Here is a 25,178-nt window from a genome sequence, read left to right on the forward strand (position 1 = left end):
GTAATAGTCAAGAGATTAAGATCAAAATATAAGCTAATCTATTCTAATTGCCTCGATATAAAGCTCGATCTTCACTTCATTTCCGACGATTATACCACCCGTTTCCAGCGGCGAGTTAAATGACAAGCCAAATTCGTTGCGTTCGATACTGGCTATTGAATGAAATCCTGCACGCTCCCGGCCACGAGGATCTTTGTTTAGTCCTTCAAAAACGGTCTGAAAAGTGATGGGCTTTGTTACTCCATGCAGAGTTAAATTGCCCGTAAGTTCATATTGCCGTTCGCCAGCTAGGACGCAGCTGGTGCTTTGAAACGTAATGGTTGGATACTTAGCTGCATGAAAGAATTCGTCGCTCCTCAGGTGCTCGTCCCGTTGCCGTTGGCGAGTTGTGAGACTATTTGCGTCTATGGAAGCCTGTATACCCATGGTTGTTAAATCGTTGGGGTCAAAGCTTAAGGTCGCTTGGAAATGCTCGAATACTCCTTTAATTTTATTAATCATTAAATGCGTCACCGAAAACTCGACGGAGCTGTGGTCCGGATCTACTTCCCAATTGACATTGCTCATGAATAAATTCCACCTTTATGATAAGATTCTGAGAAAGGTCGCCCTATCTCCAAAACACTGCGAAATTCGCATACTCCTAATATACAAAAACGCTACTGACAACGTGATGTCAGTAGCGTTCTAGCATTTTTTCGGCTTTCTCGTAAATCCGATTTCGGAATGATTCAGGCTCCACCACCTTTACATTCCCTCCCAGCTGTCTGTAACGGCAAGTTTTTAGGTCATCCTTTGCGGATGGCCCTTTCTTCAAAAATCGCTTTATTCAACTACCGTATCCGTGCACTAGGTTAGCGTACATCCAGCTAAATGTCCCCAAGTAGAGTGTCGAGTTGCTCCCACCGCTCCGCAGTGTGGATCATTTCTTCGGCAAAACGGACAGGGACCACGCTGGACGATTCGAACGACGGCTGAATCCACCAAAGCGATTCGATACACCAGTCGTACTTGATTGCCCTTAAAATCGAGCCCGGCGGTAGCTGCCGCACACTACGGTAGCCTTCAGTGAAAGCGACCACTGCATCCTTGCGGAATCCGCGCTCGCTGAGCGTGCCGGAAAGGACAGCCCGCCCGAGGTCCAGCGCCGGAAACGAGTAGCGTGCCCGGTCGAAATCAACGATGGCTGCCAGAGCATCGCCTTCGAAAAGCAAATTGTCTGCCCACAGATCGAGGTGGGCCCAGCCGGCAGTCAGCGGCTTAAAGTCATCATCTCCAAGGGAATCAACAATCGCCTTCTGTAATTGCAATGCGTTCCGGACACGCTCAGACGAGTCACGGGTCGCCTCCCAACTTACCTCCCAGGTGCGCTCCAGCTCCTCGCGAGACAACTGCCAAACCGGTTCCTCCGGCGGCACTGCTGCTCCGAGGCCTGATGCCATCGCGGAATCCCAGACGGTATGCATATCCGCGGCAGCCCGTCCGAGTGCGTGCATCCTATGCTCACCGATCATGCCAGCAGGCACCATAGCGCCCGGACAGCACGTCATGACGGTCATGTACCTTCCGCACGGCAGAATGTGCATGCAGCGCCCATCCAAAGTCAGCGGCTCAGGACACGGTCCTCCCGACTGATAAAAAAGAAGTTGCAGCTGCAGCGCATTTTCAATCTTGCCGCGAAACTCCGGGTCATGCATCTTAAACCGCTCAGGGTGATAGCTTTTGGCGAACAGCCACCCCTTGTTCGTCTCGACAATCCACTTCTCGTTCAATAGCCCACGCCTAACACGCTCGGCGGACAGCAGCTCAGCCGAAAAATGCTTTTTCAGCCAGTCCGCGATTTCGTTGACTAATTGGTCCTCAGTCGTCAACAGCATTTGAATCCAACCTTTCCAAATCCCTCCGCACCCGAACAGCGAAACTGCGCAGAGAGCGTAGTAGAGTTATAAAGTTTCTTGGCGGTCAGTTATGATGTCGAAATCTCCAGATGACATTCTACTTCTCCTGCTCTTTTATCACCTGCTCAATCCCGAGCAGAATCAGCTTCAGGCCGAACTCAAACGCCCCGTCGGTCCCCATTAGCTCGAACAGCCCGTTCGTAAACATCCTGCGGAACAGCCCTGCATCCGTCTCGCTCATGGAATCCAGAAGGCGAATCATCTCCTCACCCGGAGCTGCTCCCGGGTCCTCCTTAAGGATAGCGGAGACATTGCGCTCATGCTGATAATCGTCTAGGACGAAGTAGTAGACATAGTTCACAAGCGTAGTAATCACTTGCATTTTCTGCGCTTGTGTAAGCGGCGTCGACTCCACGCAGAGCAGCATACGGTTGGTGAACCGGATGATGTCCGGTTCGTGGGGCAGCGTCATCATCATGAGCTGCGTAGAGCAGGGATATCGGCTGAGCACGCTCCGTACTGTTACCGCAAGCCCTGTCAGTTGCTCCTTCCAATCCCCCTCGGAGTGAAACTCTTCCAGGATCACCTTCGATACCTGATTGGCCAAGCGCTGGTAAAGATCCTGTTTGCTCTTGAAGTACCAGTACAGGGAGGGAGCCTGAATCCCCAGCCTGTCGGCCAATCGCCTCATGCTGAATTTCTCGATATCCTCCTCTCCAAGAAGCTCCCACGAGGCTTCCAGAATCCTGTCCTCCGAAATTTGAGGCTGCTGCTTTTTCATCGTTATCCGCCCTTTATCTAACAGTGTAAGTTTATGCTTTACAGGTTTATAGGTTCATGATATCATCTAACACTGTAAGGTTCAATCTAACACCGTTAGATTGGATACAATAAAGAAAGTGGTGATCCAACATGGATGCAGAAAACCTCTATTACTTTGAAAAAGCACCGGTCGCAAAGGCCGTAGCTCACTTCGCTATACCGATGATGCTAGGCACATCAATGAATGTCATATACTCCATCTTGAATGCCTATTTCCTTGGTACACTCCATAATACTGCTATGTTAACCGCACTCGCGCTAACCTTGCCACTATTCGCAGTCATTATGGCGCTGGGCAACTTGATTGGCATGGGCAGCGGTACCTACATCTCCCGTATGCTAGGAGAGAAAAAGTATGATGACGTAAAGCATGTGTCTTCATTCGCTTTTTACAGCAGCTTAGTTCTCGGTCTTCTCGTGATGGCCGCGGGTCTCCCGTTGATCGATCCCATCGTTCATGGCCTGGGGGCCACGCCTGACTCCTTCGGATTCACGAAGGACTATGTCACGGTTATGCTTATCGGTTCACCGTTCGTCGTGCTATTTTTCACGCTGGAGAATATCGTGCGCTCGGAGGGTGCAGCCATCACGTCGATGATCGGTATGATTCTCAGTGTTGTTGTAAATATCATTCTCGATGCGCTCGTCATCTTCGTGTTCCATTGGGACGTGATCGGCGTTGCGTCAGCTACGGTCATTTCTAACTTGGTTGCGAGTATATACTACGCCTTCCATATGGGATATAAAAGCCAATTTTTAACTATCTCCATAAAATGGTTCAAGGCTACCAAAGACATTCTGGGCAATGTATTCAAAATCGGGGTTCCCGTCTTTATTATGAGCATCTTTTTGGGGGCAATGTCGCTTATCTTCAACCATTTTCTTGTCGAATACGGGGATTCGGCCGTAGCGGCTTACGGAATTTCATCACGTTTATTGCAATTTCCTGAGTTTATTCTGATGGGCTTATGCGAAGGGGTCGTGCCGCTCATTGCCTTCTCTTTTACAGCGGATAAATTGCGCATGAAGAATACCATTGGATTTACGATCAAAGTGATTGTGGGGTTAGCAGCCGTATTCGGCATCATCGTCTATTTAGTTTCCGACCATTTAATTGGTCTATTTACAAATGACCCGCAATTAATTGAAATGGGCAGCTACATTCTGCATGTGACGTTTTTATCCTTGTTCATTACAGGAATGACCACTCTGTTTACCGGGGTCTTCCAGGCAACAGCGCAAGGAACGGCCGCGTTTATTATGTCAATTATTCAAGGTGTTACGCTGATTCCTGTGCTTTATATCGCCAATCAAATGAACGGCTTCCACGGGGTGGTCTGGTCGATTGTCATTGCGGATGCCGCCGCATTCCTTGTCGGTGCCGTCATGCTGTATGTTCTGCGGAACAAATTGCAGCCGGAATTGGATAGTTTGGTACAGTAGAAGTTATGTAACAGCCAGATCAGCCAACCTTGGAGTTCTGCGGCCTCTTTAAAAAAAGAAGGTGCGAGAAGCCGGTTCATCACCGGACGCTTTTCGTACCTTCGCTTTTTTGTCTAAATCAACGCGTTGAAATGGCCCTCTGAGTTTACCGTCGCCGTCCGGGGATCAGTCAGACCGGCGCCCTTGAGGCCTCCCTTTCCTTCAGCCCGCCAGAGCGGGAGATGGTCTTGAAGCGGAGGAGCCAGTACAAAATCGACCGGGGTGCTACTCCCACTTTTCTGCACCAGTTGGGCCTCCATCAGTCGAATTTGCCGCTGCAGCTGCTCCCGGCGATAAGGAGTCTGCATCTCTCCGCCCTGCGCTGCATTCACCTTGTCCAGTTCCATCAGCAGCCGGTTCCGCTGCTTCTCCAGGGAACTGACATCGCTTTGTGTGCCACCGTAAGCTGTAATGGCCTGTACCGGGCTGATGCCTGATACCGTCTGTGTCGCCATGATCTTCCCCTCCGTTTCCTTGGCTCCTACTCCAAATTCAGCCAAATTTGAAAGTTCTAATCATGTCTATTACCCGGCCACCCCCGCCATGACAACATCCCAAACGCATTTCGGAAAAAAATCGTCTCATAGTCTCAGTCAGCCGCTTGTTTCGACCATACCAAAGACCCACCCAGGACCTGTAAAAGTCCCTTCAAGGTAAATCATTAATCTGCAGCATAAATACAGGCTCCCGCGAGCTTTTTCATGATCCTTATTTCATTTTTCTGTACTGTTAATAAATCTTGTTCAGCAGCCCAATCACTTCATCAAGGGTGAGGCCAAAGGACTTGTAATATGATGTGTCGCTGTCCATTTGCTTCAGGATCATTTCGTTGCGTATCCGCAGCATCTCATCGGGCGAGAATTCGGCTACAAAACATCCTTTACCTGTTACCGTATTGATCAAACCGCTTCGCTCAAGTTCTTCCCACGCTTTCTTTACGGTGATAACACTAACATGAAGCTCCAGGGCTGCCTGACGAATGGGCGGTAAACAATAGCCGCTTTCCAGCTCACCTTTCAGAATTTGTGCGCTGATCTGTTCGTAAAGCTGCTGATAAATCGGTTTCTCGGATGTGCTCGAAATCGTTACGTTCATAATATCTCCACTCTTAGGAATCTCTTTACCGCAATCCGATAGGCAATCAGGGTGAATGAAATAAAAATTACGAGGCCCGCGATCAGAATAGATAGCTGCAGCGCTTTATTATCCGTCCCGGAGCCATAGAAAATGTCGTTCATCCAAGGACTTCGGATTCCGGCCCATTGGGCCACTCCGGCAAAAAGTATAGCGGCCGTAGTGGCTGCGGTCGTTGCCGCGCCATACTTATACGCCGTCTTGTAGTACATGGATATAAATATGATGTTGAAGATCGCAAGCATGATAAAGCATAATCCCCAAAAACCCATGTGTGGTGCATAGAAAATGTAAGTCAGATGAGGGTATAAGAGAAACGTAAATATACCGAAGATCATCGCAACAAGAAGATGCATTAGTTCAAGAATGACAACAACGGCTATCCTGGACTTCACGATGTCTGTTTTGGTCACTGGCATCATCGTACTAAACATCAAATCGTTCTGACTTTTAAATCCGCCAAACATGTTCGGTACAGTTATGAAGCAGAAATATAGCTGGACAAGAAAGTAGACCCAACCGGGAATAAGCATTAAGCCACCCAGAATTACGGGTAATACGAAGAACCAGGGATTTACTCCTAATTTCAAATCCTTCATCACCAAATTATACATATACATCCTCCTTTTTCGCGAAGTAGATCATGATTTCATCGAGGCTGGGCGTGGTTGCCCTTAGGTTGGAGGATGGATCGAAATCATTGGCATGAATCAACCCGGTAAAGCCGAACGAGTTGATTTTGTAGGAAATCAAATATTCCTTTACTTCGCTCAATTGGGCCTCGCTGCCGCTGATTAAGCGATAGGACTCCTTAAACTCGTTTTTCTCGGAACTGGCGACGATTTGCCCGTGTTCAATGAAGGTTATATAATCCGCACATCTTTCCAAGTCGGATGTAATATGGGTAGAGAAAAGAATACTGATTTCGCCGCCAATGATAAGCTCCTGAAAGATATCTAGAAGATCGTCTCTTGAGACAGGATCGAGTCCGCTGGTCGGTTCATCAAGGATAAGCAGCTTTGCGCCATGCGATAAAGCAAGGGTCAAGCTGTACTTTACTTTCATTCCTGTAGACAGTTCCGCTATTTTTTTATTTTCATCCAATTTGAATCTTTTTAGATAGTTGTAGTACGTTTCATCATTCCAATTCTTATAGAACTTCTTTGTAATATTGGTTAGCGTTTTTATCTTGCTGCGTGTATAGAAATCGATATCACCGAATGCGCATCCAATTTCCTGCTTCAATTCGATTTCATGTTCAGCGATGTTCTTGCCAAAAATGCTGATCTCGCCACTATCGGCTTGAACCATGTTCAAGATCGATTTTATCGTGGTCGTTTTTCCCGCGCCATTGACCCCGATAAACCCCATAATATAACCCTTCTCCAATTGAAAAGATACATCTTTGATCTGAAAGTGAGGATATCTTTTATTTAAATTTCTAATATCTAATGCCAGCATACCATACCTCCTCAACAAATTGTGTATTCCGTGTATACACAATGTATCATGAGGCTTTTACAAAGTCAATTGGTACACGACGACGGATACACTGATGCCGAGCAGCGCCACACATCCCTGATCCCCGAATAGTGATAACCTTTTTTAACGGGATTACGGTACGGTTCACAATAACATGACTAAAGCTATTACATCTGTAAAGTTAGCCAAGCAATGTACGAATATTCCTAATTTCAAAGAATCTTTTTTGTATACCAAATAAAATAATGGTGAAAATGCCACAATTCTTGCGACTATAAGCCAAGGGGACCAGAAATGATAAACTGCAAATAATACGAGATTGACCAGTACACTATACTTGCCCATCCATTTCATACGTGCCAGTAGAAATCCTCGAAAATAGAGTTCCTCCGTTATGGGTAGTATAAGTGTAATAAAGAAAAAGCTTACTATTATTGCGATTATGATAAAATTTTTACTGAATAGGCTCATGTCCTGGACATAATTGTACTCACTTGGAAGCCAATGAAATACTGAATTTAATATGTAATTTGAAAATGGTTGTAATGCCTTCATAAGTATTCCTGCCACTGTAAGCAATAAAAGAGTGTAGACTACATATTCTTTAACCTTCATCTTACTTTTTAGGCCCAGTACCTTAAAGATATTGAAATTCCCCGTTTCCTTTTTGGCGACATAAAATAAATATCCCAGTTCTATAGGAAATACTGAGAAAAAACCGGCTATGCCTAGCGTAACAATTTTAGGATATTCTGTTAAATTGCCCGCTTTTAATAAAAACAGATAACATAGACTTAACGCTATTCCTGGAAATAAGTGAAGTATTATAAGCTTCCATATGCTTCTGATCTCATTTTCATTATTCATATCCTGTTCCCCCCATAATTTAATTCTTCTATAACTTAAACTATGGGGCCATCCCAAGGTCAACCTTATTCAATGGGGATATAAACTTCTAAATATGACTTTAATATTCCTTCGTGGTAGCCTACTAATAACATCCCTATAATTACTATGCCTTTATGTTTATAATTATTGGCATCCATCCACTTCTCACCCTTTATAAAGTTATCCTCCATCACGTCTTCATACTGTACTCCATCTTCAACAATCGTATATATACATTTTTCATAGTCTAAAATATCCGTTTCCCCTACAGCATTATCAACCTCTATATCTTTTGTAACCAGCATTGTATTGGATTGTATTCCCTCTTCATTAAAAATGATATACCGTTTTAAACTCTTGAAAATTGGCTCCTCAGCTAATTGATCTCTGTTATTATGTATAACTTCAAATTCCTTATAAGCTCTGAAATCTGATATTTCTCCCAATATTTTTATAGGTGCCATAGGCCTAATCGAATAATTATTTAAGTGTTTTTCAATATCGTTGCAATCCTTTTTAGCCTTTTCAATTCTATGGGCTATAGTATTTAATCTGGCTATATTTTGAATTATTTCATTGTGTTTTTCGTCCAAAATACCTTGCATATCTTTTATATCACTTTCTTTGCATAGCTTCTGAATAGCCTTAAATTCCAAATCCAATGATCTATAGAACTCTATTGCCAATACAGTATCTATATCTTTAAAATCATATTGTCTATAATTATTTTCATCATTTTGTATTGGTGTCAAAATCTCTTTTTCTTCATAATATCTTAACTTATCCTTGGAAATTCCCATGATATTAGCGATCTGGCCTATTGTGTACATAGTCCCACTCCTTACTTCTCTTCTATTCTCTTGGTGATAGTAATCTTAATCCCGGCTCAATGCCTCAATTAATTCCCCGGAGATTCCGCCCGATTCAAACGCAAGGCGATTTCAGTATTGATCTTATCCGGCGGCATGACTTCAATAAGTACGCATACTGACTCCCGAAGTTGATTCAAGGCAAATACACCCCTTAGGTCATCGTTCCTTAATCATCCTCTGAACCTCCCGCACCTGCTCTGCCGTCGCCCGATCTCGCAGCGATTCGAAGAGCGCCAGACTTCTTGTAAAATAACTGTCGTTCCCCGACCTATGGGCTAGCCTTACGGCTTGCAGTACCTGCTCCAGTGCCTCCTCCGTTCTTCGCGCCCGCTTCTGATACAACGCCAGGTGATGGCTGAAGCTGTAATAGTGCGCGAGATTGCCCTCCTCCTCATATGTACCGAATTCAGCCGTCTGGTCCGAAAACGTCTCCAGCAGCTCATCCACATTCAGTCCATGCCGCAGCGCGGCCCGCAGAATTGTATCCAGCCCCGGTAACACTTCTTCGGGATTCTCCCGCAAAAAATCGGTATAGGCAGCCAGCACCTCCACATGGCCAGACAGCAGCTCCAGCGCATGCCCATTCGCTTGAGCCAGGGATCGGAACTCCTCTACAACCTCCAGCCCATCCTCACCCAGATCCTCCAGCCATCCCAGTTCGGCATACTTATCAATGTACGCACGCGATTCCTCATACTGTCCCTTCTCCTGGCAAGCCATTCCCCCCATCAAATGACTGAAGCCGTAGTAATAGACCATTGGATGCTCCAGCTCGAATGTCAACAGTGGCAAGGACTTAGCCTTCCGGTACTGCTGCTCCTGGTACAAGCACTGCACGCATTCGTACAAAATCTCCGCCGTCTCTTTCACCTTGTTCCACTTCTCCAGGCTGCAAGCCATCTCTAACATCTCCACAATGACATCAGGGTTGATTGTTTTTAGACAGGATGGGCGCACGGGTAGAGCCTCCTTTGGGCTAAAAGAATATTTTTGCTTTTTGAGGATAAATTATCTGTGCGATATATTTACGGGTCGGGTAACTTGGGATGATTGCGAGCCTAATATAAGGCTTTCATAAATAGCTACATAAATTGTATATATTTTACTTTTTGTTGAATACTTTATCTGTTGTGGCCATTATATCAGATTGATAATGGACTTAAAAGGGGTAAATTTCCTTGAGCGATCCGTCCAATATCATTAAGCAAATTATCGGTAAAACGGTGAAAGCGATACGTATCAAACAAGGCTTAAGCCAAGAAGATCTAGCACATGAATGCAATGTCGACCGATCCTATATTTCCATGATTGAGGTTGGCAAAAACGAACCTTCCGTCAAAAAAATTTTTGACCTTTGCAAAGGGCTAAAAATCAAGCCGTCCGACTTTTTCAAAATGGTTGAGGTGGAGTATGAGAAAGGGCGAGAGAACGAGTGAATGTGAATAAGAGCGGGACATAGGGCTGTTGACCTGTGTTCCGCTCTTGTCGTTATATTGCGATATCATTTTAAAATAACGATCAAACCACTTCCAATAAAGAGTGGAATATTGCATGTAGAGGTGACCCCATGAATTTACCAGAAAACGTTGGCAGTCGCATACGTGAGCTTAGAAAAGCAAAAGGATGGACTCAAGAACAACTGGCTGAAGCAGCATCGCTTCACTACAGTTACATAGGTGGTGTCGAGCGGGGAGATCGTAACATTTCTTTGGAAACGCTAGAGAAAATAATCGCAGCGTTTCAAGTTCCCGCCATTGAAGTTTTTCGTTTCGAAGATGAGACCGAGCACCGAAAGGCGCTTGATGAGCATATGGCTTTGATTAGCAATAAGAGTGTAGAAGAAATAGCAGCAATCACCCGGGTTACCCGGGAAGTAATTGCTGCTATGGGGATGGGGAAGAGGTAGGGCTGGATAAGTGGGACATGGAAAGACAGTTCAATAGGCAGAACATGAAAAAAGAAAGAAACAAAGAGCTGTAGTCTTCATTTCTTTCTTCTTCTGAACTCAAGAACAACCCTGCTCTGAATATTCTTCGTTAACCCTCTAATTTAGTGATCATGTCATACACCTTACTCAAATTCGTCTTAAAGTATGTAGTAAAGTACCAGTTATGATACAATTCCGGTACTTCAATCTCATCAATGCTTTTCTTACTTTGAACGGCTTCTGCCACAATTGCCATTATATCGGTTATATATCCCTTCACTTCGTGAAGTTCTTGCAAAGAGCATACTTCGCCATGTCCCGGTACGATAGTTTCTACATCCAGCAGTTCGACCTGCTCCAAAATATTCAGCCATTCCTGAGGATTTGCATACGCCAAAACCGGGTGATGTTTTGAGAGCACCAGATCCCCTATTACGACAATTTTGTCTTCCGGAATGTACACGATTGCATCACTTTGCGTGTGTCCCCCACCAAAGGTAATGAGTTGAATGCTACGATTACTGCCATGTATGGTCATCTGCTGATCAAAAGTTATTGTCGGCAGCGAATGTACTAGATTGGGTAGCATCTTCATAAACTCACGGTCACTAGCACTTTCCCATGCCATTTCCCTTTTTAACTTTTCATCCGTCTCTTGTTGTATTTGCTCTTCAAATTCTTTGATAGCCTGATACATCTGCACCGTGTTTTCCCGATATTGGGCTAACCTGTCTCTGGCAAAAGTATTCATAATCTCACGAGTAGTTGATGTTGAGATAATATTAGCCGCAGGTAAAAACACTTGATTTCCAGAGGTATGATCACTGTGCCAATGCGTGTTGATTACATAGGATACAGGGTTTCCCGTGAGGTACTCTGCAGCAGCTTTCAAATCTTCTGCAGCCTGTATTGTCGAGAATGTATCCACGACAAGAGTTATATCGCCTAGATCAATGATTGCTGCATTCCCCAAAGAACCGGTACCTGGAACCGCAATCGCTGCAATTACACTATCAGCGATGTAATTCAGCCGAAAATGCTCGGAGCCTCTAAATGATTCAATCCTATTTTTCATAGTAACCTCTCCCTTCCAACATGGGAATACACTATACTCCAAATCAATACAGTAGACAATAATTTTTCTCCAAAAAAAGTAGGCTATATAAGCTGGACTTATCAAGGATGCAAGGCAATTTCACAAACCCATCAGTTGAACCATACCTAAATCGAGCAGAGGACTATGATAGCGATTTAATATTTTATCGTATTATTCTTCACATGCACTAAGATTTTACAATGATAAGCTTAATAATGTATGCCTTATTTCAGTTTAGGAGGTAATATTATGAGCAAGTACGACGAAGCAATGAAGCTGCTGGAAGAACAAGTGGGTAACAAGGACGGCCTAATCTCTCTGTCCACCATCGCGCTGGAACCGGGGGCCAATGGCAAAAGCCGTCCCGCCGCCCGCATTGTGGACGCCTATTATGAGGATGGCGCGTTCTACACCGTCACTTACGCGACCTCAGGCAAGATGCAACAGATCGCCCAAAACCCCGAAGTCGCCGTTTGTATCATCGTCGAAAACTTTACGGCCGATGGTATCGGTGAAAACCTGGGCTGGGTATGTGACGAGAAAAACGCGGAGATGATGACAAAGCTGCGCACAATATTCGCCGAGTGGTATAACGAAGCCAATAACGACGAAGACCCTAACACATGCCTGCTGCGCATTCGCCTGACAAAGGGCCTGTGGAATGACGCCCATAAAGGGATCAGAAATGAGATTGATTTTGTCAATAAGACGGCAAATTAAGTGGTCTATGTGGTTTCTATATTTTGCATATCATTTGATAACAGACAATTTTAGCTCAAAGGGAGTGTCCGCACACTCCCTTTTTTTCGCCGTTACTTATTGTAGGGTTCACCGTAACATCTAAAGAACGAAACTTGGGTACACCCCTGATCTTGACGATTCAGCCAACGACAATTTCCCATCTTCCATCCGGTATACCTTGTCGCAATATTCAAGCATACGCTCATCATGGGTAACCATAATCGCCGCTTTCCGGCGTGACTTCACCTCTTGCGCAATTAGACTGACGACTTCATGGGCGCGTTTGGTATCCAAACTTGCAGTCGGCTCATCCGCCAAGATGATGTTGGGATTATTAATTAAAGCACGAGCAATCGCTGTCCGCTGCTTCTCACCACCTGATAGCTCTTCCGGAAGGCTTTTTAACTTCGAGCCCAGACCCAGCTCTTCCAGCAACTTAGTGGCGAATTCCTTATCCTCCCTTTTAACCTTTCCCGACATCCTTTTTACTATTAGCAATTGATCAAGAACATTTAGATAGGGCACCAAATTCGATGATTGCATAATAAATCCGATTTCTTGTAGTCTTATAATCGCTAGTTCTTTGGCAGTAAGTGTAGAAATATTATGTCCATTTAGCTTAACCTCTCCTTCTGAAGCTTTAAGTAGCGCTCCAGCAATAGACAAAAACGTACTTTTACCGGAACCCGACGGTCCAACTACAGCAACAAACTCGCCCGGCTCCACTGATATTGACACATGATCGAGTGCCGCGATCCGATTGCTTCCTTCGGCATAATACTTTGTGACTTCACTCAATTGCAATCCCTTACTCATTATTCAACCCTCCCGAGCGCTTTGAGCGGATCAATCTTTGTAATCTTGCGAACAGAAACCATCGAACTTAACATAGCGATAATTAGCAAAATAACAGAATACGTGACGACAAGACTAGTTTCCAGCTTGAATGGCATACCCTTCGGCATAATGGCAGCTGTTCCATAAGTCAGTAAGATTCCAACTACTATACTAGTCAGCGAAAGCACAAACACTTGCGATACAATGGCTTTGCCCAAGAATCTGTTACTAGCACCTATAGCTTTCATAATTCCGAACTGGTTGGTCTTCTGCATCGTAATTACATAAAAGAACACCCCAAGCACGAATGCGGAGATAGCGAGCAGAAATGCAAGCATCATTAAAATAGTACCGTTCTCTTCTTTGTATCCTGGCATTCCTTGAACGGCTCCCGCTCGGGTAACCGTATCCGTACCTAATAATTTGCTATTTATTACTTCTGGATCGATATCCTTACCTTGTACCATAATCGCATTAACGGGACCTGTAACTCCTTTATCCGAACCCGGAGCTGCGAAGGTAATCTTCCGCCACTCGTCCATCGGAGTAAATACTGATGCAACGTGGTTATAGGTCTGATTCTCGACAAATCCGATAATCGTCAATGATTCCGTCGTGGCATCTAATTGAAAAGTGTCACCAATGTTATAGCCCTCATCCTTCATGGAGGAATTTACTACGACACCAGTAGGGTTCTCAGAAGATAGGCTTTCCCCTTCTACGATAGCCGGTTCCAAGAAGCTTCCTGGGTTAATTCCTATAACCGCAATATCCAACTTATCTTCATTCTTGGTGCTTTGTTCCTTCAACGCCGTTGCCATCGTACTTCCCATAGGTGCGGCAGCACTCACATTTGGTAGTAGCTCCACTTCCGTCATTAATTGATCAGACAGCAGCGACTTACTCATTGAAGACTGGGACCCTTCTTCAAAAATGACATAATCAGCCTTCATAGTCTTGAATGTTGACGCAGCTAGCGTAGACAATCCATTCCCCAAACCTGACAAGATAAATACCAACCAAGCAATTAGTACAAAAATAATGATGATCATTAAAAATCTCATTTTACTATGCATCAATTCTTTCATAGCTAAAAACATTCCCTTTTCCAACTCCTTATCTCTATATTTTTTTGACACTAGTGTCAAATTAATAACACCATCGCACTCGCCACATTAATTAAACAACATAAATGACACTTGTGTCAAATTAAATCCAAGACTGAGGCTAGCTCTTGGCTCCTCCGATCCACATTTGAAACAACAGCTTTCCCCAATCAGGTATAGGGATATTGAGCATATTAGGGGTATCAATTAAGTTAAAGAACACACCAATAAGCACAGGAAGCGGGATATCTTGTCGCAGGCTTTTTTCCTGTTGTGCGCGTTCAAACAAGCGTGACAATTGTATTTTAAGAGTCTTATGTGCTTCCTCAATAAACTCAAGATCCCTCGCTGCTGCAGTAGAATTAGCCGTATTTATTTTACTGGCATCTCCCAATAGTTGATGGAGCCTATATTCTTCTACGTAAATGAGAAGTAACTGCTCGAGAGCGTCCATAGGATTAGTCTCATCAATTGCTGATGCATTGTCTAGTACTGTTGCTATTACACGCTTCATACAAGCAGCAACGATCTCTTCTTTATTAGCGTAATATTGATAAATAGTACTTCGGGCTCCGGATAGATGCTGTGAAAGCAGCTTAAGATGAAAACCGTCGTATCCATACTCAAGCACTAATTTTTTTGTCGTATCAAGTAGCTCTGTCTCAGTAAAAGATTGTTTTCTTCCCATTGAATCTCTTCCTTTTTATCATTTAAGATCTGTGTTAAAAGTAAATAACATGATTGGTAGGATCCGTAATATTCTGAAGTCTCGCTAAAGATAAGAATACACCAAATTCACTACAGGTGCATACGGCTATTAGTTAATCGTACCAACACTCCTTTTTCAATGTTTAATCCATTCAGAACCTGTTGAACCTTCACGTCAGCAGACCGTAGAGGTACTCAAGAAACATCTTTGGGATTACTTCGCCCCTGGCCCATGCCGAAATATCGTTGTCAACGGCGAAGCCAGTTGGAGCCGTGTCTGTGCTTTCTGTGCCGAATACCGATCACCGCAGACCGTTCCGCACGAGTGATGTTTACGTTCGAGCGGGAAGTGTCATCCGAGGAGCCCTTTATAAGGTTAACTCCTATCGCTTGAGCGACTGCATTCTGCGACCGGCTTCCACCCAGTTCGCCGTTACTTATGATACGGTTCACCGCGATGGCAGTAAGGGCAAGTTTTGCATGCTAGCTATAGCGAAGACAAAGACAAATTTCTTTATTAACGAATTTATTTTGTTACGCTTATATAGCCTTGGTCTTTCGGCATCTCGGATAATTACTACAGCCCCAGAATGCTGCGCCTTCCTATCTCCATAACGATTCTAACGGCGATTTTTTTCAATCCTCTTTTCATTTCAATAAATGCCTCAGCTTATCTGGGTTCCTAACAAAATATAAGTTGCGAATCGAATTTCTCTCGACATGCATGAGCGCAACAGTTATGTTGCCCTCTCCTGAACGGATAACAAGTCCTGTTTGGCCATTTATATCCCTCATTTCTACATGCACGCCTCCTTCGTAAAGAGGAGCCTTACGAATTAAGCCGAGAAGGAACCGGGCGACGAGATCGCGCGATTCAATAGGATGGACGGCGGCGATGGCTTTACCTCCTCCATCTGAGACCAACACGACATCTTTGGCGAGCATGGATACAACCATATCCACGTTACCCTGTTCGAGAGCTGCTAGGAGTCGACGGACCCACTCTTCGCTTGCTGCTTCGGGATTGACTGGTTCATCGGGGGTAATCCCCATCTTTCCTCTCGTAACGCTAATTGCAGCCATGAATTACTTGTGTTCGGCACAATAGTCATATTCGCCAAGATAAACGTCTCGACTTCGTTGATATTGACCGGTGCCAATAACGACGAAGACCCTAACAAATGCCTGCCGCGCATTCGCCTGACAAAGGGCCTGTGGAATGACGCCCATAAAGGGATCAGAAATGAGATTGATTTTGTCAATAAGACGGCAAATTAAGTGGTCTATGTGGTTTCTATATTTTGCATATTATTTGATAACAGACAATGTTAGCTCAAAGGGAGTGTCCGCACACTCCCTTTTTTTCGCCGTTATACCCATCATTGAAATGATCTGTTACAAACAGAATCTTTCCCCGAAGAATGGTCAATTGTAGAATTGAGAATCATCAAAACAAAGCAGGACATTTATATTTCCCTAGTTTCTTCCCTCAGCCATGCGCTCTCTTCATCATTTAAATAAGGAGCCAGCTTCGTATAGACCTCTTGATGATAATTGTTTAACCATTGCTTTTCACTCTCTGTTAATATATCTGTATTGATACCGGCTAGATCAATTGGACAATACGTAATGGTTTCAAACTTCATAAATTGACCGAACTCTGTTTTCTCGTCGTCAACTACTAACATCATATTTTCAGTTCTAATTCCATATTTACCTTCAAGGTATATTCCCGGTTCATTCGTAATGATCATGCCTTTTTCTAATATAACATTATTAGTATTATTCCTTATGCTTTGTGGTCCCTCATGAACATTCAAGAAAAAACCCACCCCATGACCTGTCCCGCACTTATAGTCTAGACCATATTGCCATATTGGTTGTCTTGCTAAAACATCTAAGTTAGAACCTGTAGCCCCATATAAATATTTCACTGAGCTTAATGCAATAAACCCTTTTAACACCAAAGTAAAATCTCTTTTTTGCTCATCGGTAAGTTTTCCTAAAACAATCGTTCGTGTAATATCTGTTGTTCCATCATAATACTGTCCGCCTGAATCAACTAGAAAAAGGCCTTCATTCTTAAGTATAAATTGCGTTTCTTTATTGGCTTTATAATGCATCAACGCAGCATGTTCTCTATAACCTGCTATCGTATCAAAGCTAGGCCCAACATATCCTTCCTGTGCCCTTCTGAAATCTTCTAATCTTTCTTCTGCAGTAATCTCTGTAATTTCTATTTTATCTACAACGTTTTTTAACCATTTTATAAATTTCACCATGGCTAAACCGTCTTTGATTTCACACCATTTCACATTTTTTATCTCAACTTCATTTTTTATAGCTTTTAAATTAGTTGTGATGTCCGGACTTTCAATTTTATTTGTATTACTGTTAATGGCGTTATATAATCTGCTATTTGTTTTATTCGCATCTAAAATAATGGTATCTCCGCTCGAAAGATTTCCCAAGAACATATGTATTTCATCATACGCTTTTAACTCGATTCCTTCAGCCTCCAGTTCTAATTGAACCAAAGGGGGAATCTTGCAGGAATCAATAAATAAATAACATTTATGTTCCGCTACGATTACATTACTAATTACAACTGGATTGTTAGGCACATCGGCCCCTCTTATATTCAAAAGCCATGCAATGTCATCTAAGGAGGTTAAAATATAATAATTTGCTCCTATATTTTTCATTTCTTTTCTTACTTCATTTAATTTTTCCACACGTGATTTGCCTGCATATTTTACGTCATGAGTAAACATTGATCCTTTAGGAATCTCCGGTCGATCTTCCCACAGATCACCAATTAAATCTTGATTCATTTTTAATCCGATTCTTTTTGCTTTTAGATCTTTTTCCATTCTTTTAACCATAGTAATTGAAAAAACATTTCCATCAAAGCCCACAACGCTTCCTTCATTAAGAACATCTGCTAACCATTCCGAATAAAAGGGTACCCCTGGATCCACCATTCGAAATAATCTGATTCCTGAGCCCTCAAGCTGCTTTTCTGCTTGAATATAGTATCTACCATCTGTCCATAACCCAGCATCCTCTAAGGTAATAACTACTGTACCTGCAGACCCTGTAAATCCTGATATCCACTCTCTACATTTCCAATGCTCTGCTACATATTCACTCTGATGTGCATCAAAGCTGGGAATGATATAAGCATCCATTTGATTTGTTCTCATTAGCTGTCTTAACTTTTCGACCTTATCCCTGATATCCATTTCCAATACCTCCATTTTCCTTAGGACCAAATGCATTAAAAGCTATTATATAAATGACGAGTTCTTAATAATCCTACTCCCAAAATATTGGCAAAACAAATATTGGTACCTCCTCATTCTAATCAATCGAGGGAATTTTGCTGTTTTCCGGAAAAAGATGCTGCGATAATACAAGCAATTGTTTATTTACGGAAACCTGCTTGTGCGAGAGTCGCTTAGCAGGTTTCTTTGTTGTGTACAGCGTGTTGGAAGTGTGGTGAACCAGCGGATATAGGGAGCGTACACCCGTAATTCCCAACAAATTTTATATAAAAATAAGGGGATATTCTGCCGATAATTATCTTGTTACAAGAAAAGTATGAGTCTGAAGGGGCATTTACGATTAACCCAGACGGTAGAGTCTAAGGAGGAGAAGGATTTATGAGAAAAAAATGGCTTGTTTCATTTTTGGTTTTATTAATGTGCGCGTCTGGCAGTACGGTTTATGCTGAGGCGAAGACTTCGGCAGACTTCACTGATCTAAAGGATTTGGATGCGGCGACGAAGGCAAAGTTTGATGCAATGATTAGCGCTGGGATTTTTGATGGCGTCAGTGATACGACGTTTGGGCTCAAAGAGGAGATGAACCGCGCCCAGTTCGCAAAGGTTGCGGCATTGATTACGGGTATTGAAGTCAATAAAGATCTGAAGATGTCCAGTTTCAGTGACGTCAAGGCGAATGATGCCGCCAATGGTTATGCGCTGCCCTACATTGAAGCACTTAAAACTGCTGGCGTAACGGACGGCTATGGCGAAGGTACATACAATCCTGCTGGCAAAGTGACCAAAGAGCAGTTGGCTACGTTCTTGGTTCGAGTGCTAGGCAAGGACGCGGAAGCAAAAGCGAAAACTGGTACCGATACAACCGTATCCAAATGGGCGCAGGGTTATGTGTCCGAGGCATTGGAGCTTAAATTGTTATCCAATGGCGCTGATGGTACGTTTGGCGGCAAAGCAAATGCTACGCGCGATTTGCTGCTTACCGGTGCCTACGAAGCGAAATCACAATATATAGCGCCGACACCAACACCAACACCGACACCAACACCAACACCAACACCAGCACCAGCACCAGCGCCAACACCAACACCGACACCAGCGCCAACACCAACACCAACACCGACACCAGCGCCGACACCAACACCAACACCAACACCAACACCAACACCAACACCAACACCAACACCAACACCAACACCAACACCAACACCAACACCAACACCAACACCAACACCAACACCAACACCAACACCAACACCAACACCAACACCAACACCAACACCAACACCAACACCAACACCAACACCAACACCAACACCAACACCAACACCAACACCAACACCAACACCAACACCAACACCAACACCAACACCGACGCCGACACCAACGCCGACACCGACGCCGACACCAACACCGACGCCGACGCCGACGCCGACACCAACACCGACGCCGACACCAACACCAACACCAACACCGACACCGACGCCGACACCGACACCAACACCGGCGCCATCCAATGTCGCACTAGATATGATTAATGCATCTGTTGGGACATGGATCAATGTTGATGAGACGACTTTTGCTGAAGCCGGTATTACGGGCGTAACGACATCCAATGTATCAGCTGTTCAAGATGCACTTGACTCTGATGGAAGCTCTCCGTGGACGGTTTCAGAAATTCAAGCCATCGTCAATGCGGTTATTGACGGTATTACGAAGCAAGCGGCACTGGATTTGATCAATGCTGCATCGGCTTCGGGTTCATGGACGAATGTTGATGTGACGACTTTTGCCAATGCAGGTATTACGGGCGTCACATTAGAGGACCTTTCCTCCTACGAATACGCATTGGAAACCGGATTAACACCACTTCCAAGAACATTGTCTCAAATTCAAGCGATTGTTGACGAGACTAATCAGGCAATTATCTTAGCTGCAATCTATGATTATTTGAATCCTTTCAGTGAAGGATCTACTCCTAACGAAGAAGTATTCGCTCTAGCTGGTATAACCGGAGTGACAGCTTCGAACTTAAGCGAGGTCTTATCTGCCCTTGAATCGGCCTATCAGGAGGCCAAAAACAATCCTTTTGGAACGCCTATGTCTACTAAACAAGATATCCAGGACGTAGTTGACCTTGTCTTAGGCTACTATACGGATTAAGAAAAGTCATAATCGTAACACCGTAGAGGGGTTGCTTATTCTATCTTGAGTTGAAGGCAGCTCTTCAGCGAGAAGAAAATTTCAACTAGAAAAATAACGGCGTAAGGGAGGCTATCCCTTCACCGTTATTTTTTGATTTTGGTTCAATGGCGGTCTCACCCCAAGTAAACGTGTATTGATGGAGCGATGATCTCCTTGACCAATTCTCAGATACTGCTCACTACCTACCCCAATCGCAGAGTCTGCCGTCCGGGCATTTATGTACGCCATAATCTGACCGCTGCCGCTGTTGGATTCGCTCCCGCCATCATATCGCCAGAACCATCCCTTTGGCTACCTACACAATCTCTTTATTAAAATGTCCTCTTGTGTCTGTTTCCTGATTAAAGACAGCATTATTCATTGAGCCATTTAATTTACCTGACGCCATATTAATGACTTTCACAACCTGCTCTTTTGATTCAACTGTGAAGTTTAATCTGAGCGCCTCGATTCCTTTGATGTTTTGTAGCTCATCTAAAAGATTAAGCGTCTTCCCATTAAGGAGAGTCGTTGTACAATCATTATGGGAAATTATAGGGAACGTTCCGTGCTCATCTTTTAACTCATAGCTCTTCGTTTTGCAAATTCTGCATTGATTCATTTTTTTCATCGGACAATATTTTGTAAACATCAAAGGAACCTTACCATATACAATCATTTCCAGTGCAGGATAGCCGTCATTTTCTTCATAATAGGCATTCATTAAATCTTCAATTTGGCTCTTATTCAATTCATAAGATAAAGTGACTCGTTTTGCACCTAATTTATATAATTCATAGCAACTAGTAGCATTAACAACATTTAGAGAATAGTCTGTAACAAAAGGATTAGTTTCTCTGTAGTGATAAATTCCACCATATCCTCCGATCAGTAGCTGCCCTTCTTTTTCCTTATAATCATTCTGATTTCTTCTAACAACGTTTTTAAAATAGATTTCCTTAATTCCACAGCTCACGCAAGCATCGTACTGCTCCTTAGTCGTTACAGAGGCCGTAAGGTATGGTTTTTCAGGGGCAAAGCTTATTTTTTCTTTTGCTTTCAAAGCCTTGGTTCTTTTCTTTTGGCTGTTAAGCTTTAAGTCATATAAGCCCAGTACAATATCTCTTCTTGCTGCATTTAACAGTTTAGCTGGAATAAATGCATTGCATTCCTCAAAATCGACATGATTAAGTTCGAATATAGTATCATTTAATCTTGAAAATTGCTTTATTACCTGGTCTTTTGTTGTTGGATTATTAATGGCTTCGCCTAATATTTCCTCGCTTTCATATGAATAATTAAAGCCTAAGCCCTCCGCATCTATGAAAAGCTTTGAATCTGGACATGCATATACTCTAATATCGAGGTTAAACCGCTTAAATTCTTTTTCCAGTGATGCTTCTAATTCTTTGGAATAGAAATAATCCTTCGTTTTATATACTACATCTCCCTTAGACATCTTTTCTTTGATTTTGATATAGCAGACATCCTCTGCTTTGTTGATTAATTCACCATCTTTATCGTACAGTTTTGCAACCGTTAAATTAACATCTTCATTGTTGTGACTGATTCGAATGGTATCGTTCTGATTTAAAGGACGTGTAAGTGTTATTTCATACCTATCTTTAACAATCTTGCTGATTGTTCCAATTTCATAACCAAAGTTATTAGGTCTTAAGATGTTTGTAATATTTCTCCTATCTTCGTGAAACAAATACCCTTTAGTAAATGTCCTATTGAATGTTTTTTTCAGATTTTCTTTATCTTCTTCGGTTATTTTATTATCTAAGGCCATGCGATATTTTGATACAACATTAGCAACATACGTAGGCGCTTTCATTCTGCCTTCTATTTTTAAAGAATCGATTTCTTTTAAATCATGGATGTAATCGATTGTGTTTAAGTCCTTAGTAGATAAAATATAGCTATTCCCTAAAGATGTATCTATTGTCTTATCCATTAGTTCATACTCCTTACGGCATGAACCCACACATCTTCCGCGATTTGCGCATCGATAGCCGAGTAATCCTGACATTAGACAGTTTCCCGAATAAGATACACATAAAGCACCGTGAACGAAAATTTCTAAAGGTATTTCAGCTATTCTTTTGATCTCTTTTACTTTTTCAATCTCAACCTCACGGGACAGAACAACTCTTTTAGCACCAAGTTCTTTAAATAATAAAGTTCCGTCTAAATCGTCTATTCCCATTTGAGTTGAACAATGTGCTTCCATATCAAGAAAGTTTTTAACGATATAATCGAAAGCAGTCAGGTCCTGGACGATAATGCCATCAACACCGATTTCATTTAATTCGTGTATCTGCACTTTCATCTCTTCAACTTCGTTTTCGAAAACGATGGTATTCATTGTAACATAGAGTTTAACGTCCCTCAGGTGCGCATACGTAACAGCCTCTTTTAACGATTCTAAATCAAAATTAGATGAGTATGCACGTGCACCAAATTTTTGCATTCCTAAGTATATTGCATCACAACCATTAGAAATTGCAGCTTTTAAAGCCTCCATATTTCCTGCTGGAGCTAGTAATTCAGTCATTTTTTCCTCCTTATGACCCATAAATTATACGCTAGTTAAAGCGACATTTCTTTATCAAAGATATTTTTTGTTATGCCTATATAGCCCTGGTCTTTCGGCAGCTCAGACTCAGCACCATTGATCATAAAATAAGAACTACACTTAAGCTACGGCAAAAAGCACAAACCAATGGCTTGTGCTTTTGATTCTAACGACCTTATTTGCCCTGAGAGGCTTGCCTCATAATAATTCTTTATTCACATCTAGAATCAGTTAGCTACCCCTGCCTTATGTGATCGACGTTCCGGTTCATAAGATGCCGAACCACCCTGCTATAGATTATTTTCTTGAATGGACTGAGCCCTTGCGGATGACCCGTGAAGAAGGCATCAGGGCTGTCATAAATCCCGAAATCCTGAACGATTCCTTCTTTTTGCACGTAGGTATCATTTTCGTTCCAATGTATATCCGGCTTTTGAAAATTATCGGTTGCAACGCCATAACCGCAAAATGAACCCGTACACTGTTCAAATTTTTGCTGAAGCTTGGTCAAATAGGGAATATCCAGTATAAATCCTTCGATATTCAACCACTTGCCTTCATATAGCACTTCAACCCAGCTATGAATGATCTCCTGGGGAGACAGTTGGTAATACCACCCTTTCATTGCCCCCTTTTGCAGCTTCTTATCAATGGCAAATCCATGCATACGGCATGGCACTCCCACAGCCCTTAGCAACGCCATAAAAAGCACACCCTTTGTATTACACTGACCGTAGCCATCCTGTAATACTTCCGATGCCGGAATATCATCTGCCCGGTTATAGCCGAACCGGATTTCGTCACGCACGTAGTTATATATGCCAAGAATTTGTTCCCTCCTGGACATCGAATCCCACTGGCGGCTGTGAACAATTTGCTGGATCAATGGGTGAGAATAGTTTAGTAATTCGGTTTCCTTCAAGTATGCACTCATGGAACACACCTCCTGCACCCATTGTAAGGTTAATACAGGCAAGAAACTTTTAAAAAGACGCTATCTTTGCGAATACCCTTCGCCGTCATTCCCAGCAACTGCTTGCTGGTGGCGGCTAAATGTGACGGACTGTCAAATCCTGCTGCCATAGCCGCATCCGTAATGCTGAGCCCCTCAAAAATTAAATAGGTTGCCTTCTGCAGCTTGTGCAGCACCATGTACCCGCTAAGCGAAATGCCTGTATTTTCTTTAAAGAGGTGCGACATTCTGCTGTTGGATAAACCAAATTGCCGGGCGTATTGACTTACGGAGTGTTCGGAGTTCGTGCAATCTTTTATGAGCTGAATAAACTCTCTTATTCTCGGATCAACAATAGCTGTATTCACCTGTTCTACGCCCAATAGCATCATGAGTTGTCCCAGAAAAGAACGATAGCTGTCCGGGTCCTTAACGCCAGCATACTCTTTTTGCACAAATTCGCGAATGCTCTTCATCATTCCTTGCGGAAACACATAATACTGCTGCCCCTCCAGATACCGCCTAAAGCTTGCAGCCATCTCAGAGGTGCTATCTATCAGAAGAAGCATCAACGGGTGTCCCGCCTCTTTTAAGCGATGAACGACGTTCGAATTGATAATGATTCCTGGACAACTCAAGCTTTGCCCCGCTACATCAATATCAAATTCTCCTGTTAATGAGATCGTCACCTGTAAAAAGGAATGCCGGTGTTCTTCCGCATCAATAGCGTCTGACACCACCATCAAGTGATGCTCCGCTCCATATAAATTCATCATCCCCTAATCACTCCATGTTCATCTCTTTATAGACTAAGTATATCAGCTCATATGTTAGGTCGTTACTGATGGTCATATCAAGCAAAAATCTTTATCTCGACATGTTTTTAAGCAAGTAATTCGGATATCTCTACATTTTTAAAAACATTGCTCAATAAAAGGATTACTTTCTATGTTGGTACAAGTCTTTATAAGACATCTTAATCTTCTTAGTCCCCTGCATCATTCCGGTTAAGATGGATAATACGATAATAACTACTATAAATCCGATAAATAATGTCTTGGCTGCTCCTTAGTAAATTAATAAGATTATTAGAAAATCAAATTTCAGACTATTGCCATTAATCATAAAATAAGAACTATTACTTAAGCTACAGCAAAACGCACAAGCCAGTGGCTTGTGCGTTT

General features: G+C 43.0%; 24 protein-coding genes and 1 pseudogene. 5 read left to right on the forward strand and 20 right to left on the reverse strand.

Annotation, left to right across the window (positions count from 1 at the left end; genetic code table 11):
* Window positions 1-33: 33 nt before the first annotated feature.
* The 3 genes from H70357_RS33560 to H70357_RS33570 all read right to left on the reverse strand — a co-directional run bounded on the left by H70357_RS33560 (window position 34) and on the right by H70357_RS33570 (window position 2,679).
* Window positions 34-567, reverse strand: a complete 534-nt coding sequence (locus H70357_RS33560; protein ID WP_038598130.1) for a YceI family protein — start codon at window positions 565-567, stop codon at window positions 34-36.
* Between the two features lie 302 nt (window positions 568-869).
* Window positions 870-1,877, reverse strand: coding sequence for a phosphotransferase (locus H70357_RS33565; protein WP_038598132.1), 1,008 nt, complete (start codon window positions 1,875-1,877; stop codon window positions 870-872).
* A 118-nt stretch (window positions 1,878-1,995) separates the two neighbouring features.
* A complete protein-coding gene (locus H70357_RS33570; RefSeq protein WP_038598134.1) occupies window positions 1,996-2,679 on the reverse strand; it encodes a TetR/AcrR family transcriptional regulator in 684 nt (227 codons plus the stop codon).
* A 131-nt stretch (window positions 2,680-2,810) separates the two neighbouring features.
* Here H70357_RS33570 and H70357_RS33575 point away from each other — a divergent pair, with 131 nt between their 5' ends.
* On the forward strand, window positions 2,811-4,163 hold the full coding sequence (locus H70357_RS33575) for an MATE family efflux transporter (RefSeq protein ID WP_038598136.1): 1,353 nt from the start codon (window positions 2,811-2,813) through the stop codon (window positions 4,161-4,163).
* Between the two features lie 113 nt (window positions 4,164-4,276).
* Here H70357_RS33575 and H70357_RS33580 read toward each other — a convergent pair whose 3' ends face one another.
* The 8 genes and pseudogenes from H70357_RS33580 to H70357_RS33610 form a co-directional block, all read right to left on the reverse strand.
* Complete coding sequence (locus tag H70357_RS33580) at window positions 4,277-4,657, reverse strand: hypothetical protein (protein ID WP_038598138.1); 381 nt, start codon at window positions 4,655-4,657, stop codon at window positions 4,277-4,279.
* A 274-nt stretch (window positions 4,658-4,931) separates the two neighbouring features.
* A complete protein-coding gene (locus H70357_RS33585) occupies window positions 4,932-5,297 on the reverse strand; it encodes a GntR family transcriptional regulator (protein WP_038598139.1) in 366 nt (121 codons plus the stop codon).
* Window positions 5,294-5,950, reverse strand: coding sequence for an ABC-2 transporter permease (locus tag H70357_RS33590; RefSeq protein ID WP_038598141.1), 657 nt, complete (start codon window positions 5,948-5,950; stop codon window positions 5,294-5,296). The genes H70357_RS33585 and H70357_RS33590 overlap by 4 nt, the downstream gene beginning before the upstream one ends.
* Entirely contained in the window at window positions 5,943-6,797 is an 855-nt protein-coding gene (locus H70357_RS33595) for an ABC transporter ATP-binding protein (protein ID WP_038598143.1), read from the reverse strand. Before H70357_RS33595 ends, H70357_RS33590 begins: the two co-directional genes overlap by 8 nt.
* 165 nt (window positions 6,798-6,962) lie before the next feature.
* Complete coding sequence (locus H70357_RS33600) at window positions 6,963-7,685, reverse strand: CPBP family intramembrane glutamic endopeptidase (RefSeq protein ID WP_038598145.1); 723 nt, start codon at window positions 7,683-7,685, stop codon at window positions 6,963-6,965.
* A gap of 65 nt (window positions 7,686-7,750) precedes the next feature.
* Window positions 7,751-8,536, reverse strand: a complete 786-nt coding sequence (locus H70357_RS33605) for a MerR family transcriptional regulator (RefSeq protein ID WP_038598147.1) — start codon at window positions 8,534-8,536, stop codon at window positions 7,751-7,753.
* A 68-nt stretch (window positions 8,537-8,604) separates the two neighbouring features.
* Window positions 8,605-8,724 (reverse strand): annotated as a pseudogene (locus H70357_RS36195) (DUF4303 domain-containing protein); the annotation flags it as partial.
* Window positions 8,725-8,734: 10 nt separating this feature from the next.
* Window positions 8,735-9,535 carry a hypothetical protein gene (locus H70357_RS33610; RefSeq protein ID WP_038598149.1) on the reverse strand — a complete coding sequence of 267 codons (801 nt, stop codon included), beginning with the start codon at window positions 9,533-9,535 and terminating at the stop codon, window positions 8,735-8,737.
* 221 nt (window positions 9,536-9,756) lie between these two features.
* Between H70357_RS33610 and H70357_RS33615 the strand changes: the two genes are divergently transcribed.
* Both H70357_RS33615 and H70357_RS33620 read left to right on the forward strand, forming a co-directional pair.
* Complete coding sequence (locus tag H70357_RS33615; protein WP_052092400.1) at window positions 9,757-10,014, forward strand: helix-turn-helix domain-containing protein; 258 nt, start codon at window positions 9,757-9,759, stop codon at window positions 10,012-10,014.
* Between the two features lie 131 nt (window positions 10,015-10,145).
* Window positions 10,146-10,484: a helix-turn-helix domain-containing protein gene (locus H70357_RS33620; protein ID WP_038598151.1), complete on the forward strand. Its 339-nt coding sequence runs from the start codon at window positions 10,146-10,148 to the stop codon at window positions 10,482-10,484.
* 130 nt (window positions 10,485-10,614) lie between these two features.
* Here the strand turns inward: H70357_RS33620 and H70357_RS33625 are convergent, their stop codons facing one another.
* Complete coding sequence (locus H70357_RS33625; RefSeq protein WP_038598153.1) at window positions 10,615-11,580, reverse strand: MBL fold metallo-hydrolase; 966 nt, start codon at window positions 11,578-11,580, stop codon at window positions 10,615-10,617.
* A gap of 270 nt (window positions 11,581-11,850) precedes the next feature.
* On the opposite strand from H70357_RS33625, the gene H70357_RS33630 reads away from it, so the two are divergent.
* Window positions 11,851-12,321 (forward strand): pyridoxamine 5'-phosphate oxidase family protein, encoded by a 471-nt coding sequence (locus H70357_RS33630; protein WP_038598155.1) that lies wholly within the window; start codon window positions 11,851-11,853, stop codon window positions 12,319-12,321.
* A 120-nt stretch (window positions 12,322-12,441) separates the two neighbouring features.
* Here the strand turns inward: H70357_RS33630 and H70357_RS33635 are convergent, their stop codons facing one another.
* The 5 genes from H70357_RS33635 to H70357_RS33655 all read right to left on the reverse strand — a co-directional run bounded on the left by H70357_RS33635 (window position 12,442) and on the right by H70357_RS33655 (window position 18,238).
* Entirely contained in the window at window positions 12,442-13,158 is a 717-nt protein-coding gene (locus H70357_RS33635) for an ABC transporter ATP-binding protein (RefSeq protein ID WP_038598157.1), read from the reverse strand.
* The gene (locus H70357_RS33640) at window positions 13,158-14,279 is read right to left on the reverse strand and encodes an ABC transporter permease (protein WP_038598159.1); all 1,122 of its coding nucleotides are present in this window, start codon (window positions 14,277-14,279) and stop codon (window positions 13,158-13,160) included. The genes H70357_RS33635 and H70357_RS33640 overlap by 1 nt, the downstream gene beginning before the upstream one ends.
* Window positions 14,280-14,406: 127 nt before the next feature.
* A complete protein-coding gene (locus H70357_RS33645; protein ID WP_038598161.1) occupies window positions 14,407-14,973 on the reverse strand; it encodes a TetR/AcrR family transcriptional regulator in 567 nt (188 codons plus the stop codon).
* A 668-nt stretch (window positions 14,974-15,641) separates the two neighbouring features.
* Window positions 15,642-16,046 carry a sigma-70 family RNA polymerase sigma factor family protein gene (locus H70357_RS33650; protein ID WP_052092401.1) on the reverse strand — a complete coding sequence of 135 codons (405 nt, stop codon included), beginning with the start codon at window positions 16,044-16,046 and terminating at the stop codon, window positions 15,642-15,644.
* A 413-nt stretch (window positions 16,047-16,459) separates the two neighbouring features.
* Entirely contained in the window at window positions 16,460-18,238 is a 1,779-nt protein-coding gene (locus tag H70357_RS33655; protein ID WP_038598163.1) for an aminopeptidase P family protein, read from the reverse strand.
* 420 nt (window positions 18,239-18,658) lie between these two features.
* On the opposite strand from H70357_RS33655, the gene H70357_RS36205 reads away from it, so the two are divergent.
* Window positions 18,659-20,440, forward strand: coding sequence for an S-layer homology domain-containing protein (locus H70357_RS36205; RefSeq protein WP_197073639.1), 1,782 nt, complete (start codon window positions 18,659-18,661; stop codon window positions 20,438-20,440).
* 337 nt (window positions 20,441-20,777) lie between these two features.
* Here the strand turns inward: H70357_RS36205 and H70357_RS33670 are convergent, their stop codons facing one another.
* The 3 genes from H70357_RS33670 to H70357_RS33680 all read right to left on the reverse strand — a co-directional run bounded on the left by H70357_RS33670 (window position 20,778) and on the right by H70357_RS33680 (window position 24,770).
* Window positions 20,778-23,021 (reverse strand): U32 family peptidase, encoded by a 2,244-nt coding sequence (locus H70357_RS33670; RefSeq protein ID WP_038598169.1) that lies wholly within the window; start codon window positions 23,019-23,021, stop codon window positions 20,778-20,780.
* 256 nt (window positions 23,022-23,277) lie between these two features.
* Window positions 23,278-23,976: a transglutaminase-like domain-containing protein gene (locus H70357_RS33675; RefSeq protein WP_038598171.1), complete on the reverse strand. Its 699-nt coding sequence runs from the start codon at window positions 23,974-23,976 to the stop codon at window positions 23,278-23,280.
* 29 nt (window positions 23,977-24,005) lie between these two features.
* Window positions 24,006-24,770, reverse strand: a complete 765-nt coding sequence (locus tag H70357_RS33680) for a helix-turn-helix domain-containing protein (RefSeq protein WP_038598174.1) — start codon at window positions 24,768-24,770, stop codon at window positions 24,006-24,008.
* Window positions 24,771-25,178: the final 408 nt, after the last annotated feature.

The sequence above is a fragment of the Paenibacillus sp. FSL H7-0357 genome (assembly GCF_000758525.1).
GTDB lineage: Bacteria > Bacillota > Bacilli > Paenibacillales > Paenibacillaceae > Paenibacillus_AQ.

Excerpts from the sequence above, each read along its gene's own strand:
- H70357_RS33580 (WP_038598138.1), bottom strand. The coding sequence starts at position 4,657 with ATGGCGACACAGACGGTATCAGGCATCAGCCCGGTACAGGCCATTACA.
- H70357_RS33670 (WP_038598169.1), bottom strand. The coding sequence starts at position 23,021 with ATGACTGAATTACTAGCTCCAGCAGGAAATATGGAGGCTTTAAAAGCT.
- H70357_RS33600 (WP_038598145.1), bottom strand. The coding sequence starts at position 7,685 with ATGAATAATGAAAATGAGATCAGAAGCATATGGAAGCTTATAATACTT.
- H70357_RS33595 (WP_038598143.1), bottom strand. The coding sequence starts at position 6,797 with ATGCTGGCATTAGATATTAGAAATTTAAATAAAAGATATCCTCACTTT.
- H70357_RS33605 (WP_038598147.1), bottom strand. The coding sequence starts at position 8,536 with ATGTACACAATAGGCCAGATCGCTAATATCATGGGAATTTCCAAGGAT.
- H70357_RS33635 (WP_038598157.1), bottom strand. The coding sequence starts at position 13,158 with ATGAGTAAGGGATTGCAATTGAGTGAAGTCACAAAGTATTATGCCGAA.
- H70357_RS33625 (WP_038598153.1), bottom strand. The coding sequence starts at position 11,580 with ATGAAAAATAGGATTGAATCATTTAGAGGCTCCGAGCATTTTCGGCTG.
- H70357_RS33675 (WP_038598171.1), bottom strand. The coding sequence starts at position 23,976 with ATGAGTGCATACTTGAAGGAAACCGAATTACTAAACTATTCTCACCCA.
- H70357_RS33620 (WP_038598151.1), top strand. The coding sequence starts at position 10,146 with ATGAATTTACCAGAAAACGTTGGCAGTCGCATACGTGAGCTTAGAAAA.
- H70357_RS33585 (WP_038598139.1), bottom strand. The coding sequence starts at position 5,297 with ATGAACGTAACGATTTCGAGCACATCCGAGAAACCGATTTATCAGCAG.
- H70357_RS33575 (WP_038598136.1), top strand. The coding sequence starts at position 2,811 with ATGGATGCAGAAAACCTCTATTACTTTGAAAAAGCACCGGTCGCAAAG.
- H70357_RS33655 (WP_038598163.1), bottom strand. The coding sequence starts at position 18,238 with ATGGATATCAGGGATAAGGTCGAAAAGTTAAGACAGCTAATGAGAACA.
- H70357_RS33630 (WP_038598155.1), top strand. The coding sequence starts at position 11,851 with ATGAGCAAGTACGACGAAGCAATGAAGCTGCTGGAAGAACAAGTGGGT.
- H70357_RS33680 (WP_038598174.1), bottom strand. The coding sequence starts at position 24,770 with ATGATGAATTTATATGGAGCGGAGCATCACTTGATGGTGGTGTCAGAC.
- H70357_RS33560 (WP_038598130.1), bottom strand. The coding sequence starts at position 567 with ATGAGCAATGTCAATTGGGAAGTAGATCCGGACCACAGCTCCGTCGAG.
- H70357_RS33650 (WP_052092401.1), bottom strand. The coding sequence starts at position 16,046 with ATGGGGATTACCCCCGATGAACCAGTCAATCCCGAAGCAGCAAGCGAA.
- H70357_RS33570 (WP_038598134.1), bottom strand. The coding sequence starts at position 2,679 with ATGAAAAAGCAGCAGCCTCAAATTTCGGAGGACAGGATTCTGGAAGCC.
- H70357_RS36205 (WP_197073639.1), top strand. The coding sequence starts at position 18,659 with ATGAGAAAAAAATGGCTTGTTTCATTTTTGGTTTTATTAATGTGCGCG.
- H70357_RS33645 (WP_038598161.1), bottom strand. The coding sequence starts at position 14,973 with ATGGGAAGAAAACAATCTTTTACTGAGACAGAGCTACTTGATACGACA.
- H70357_RS33565 (WP_038598132.1), bottom strand. The coding sequence starts at position 1,877 with ATGCTGTTGACGACTGAGGACCAATTAGTCAACGAAATCGCGGACTGG.
- H70357_RS33640 (WP_038598159.1), bottom strand. The coding sequence starts at position 14,279 with ATGTTTTTAGCTATGAAAGAATTGATGCATAGTAAAATGAGATTTTTA.
- H70357_RS33590 (WP_038598141.1), bottom strand. The coding sequence starts at position 5,950 with ATGTATAATTTGGTGATGAAGGATTTGAAATTAGGAGTAAATCCCTGG.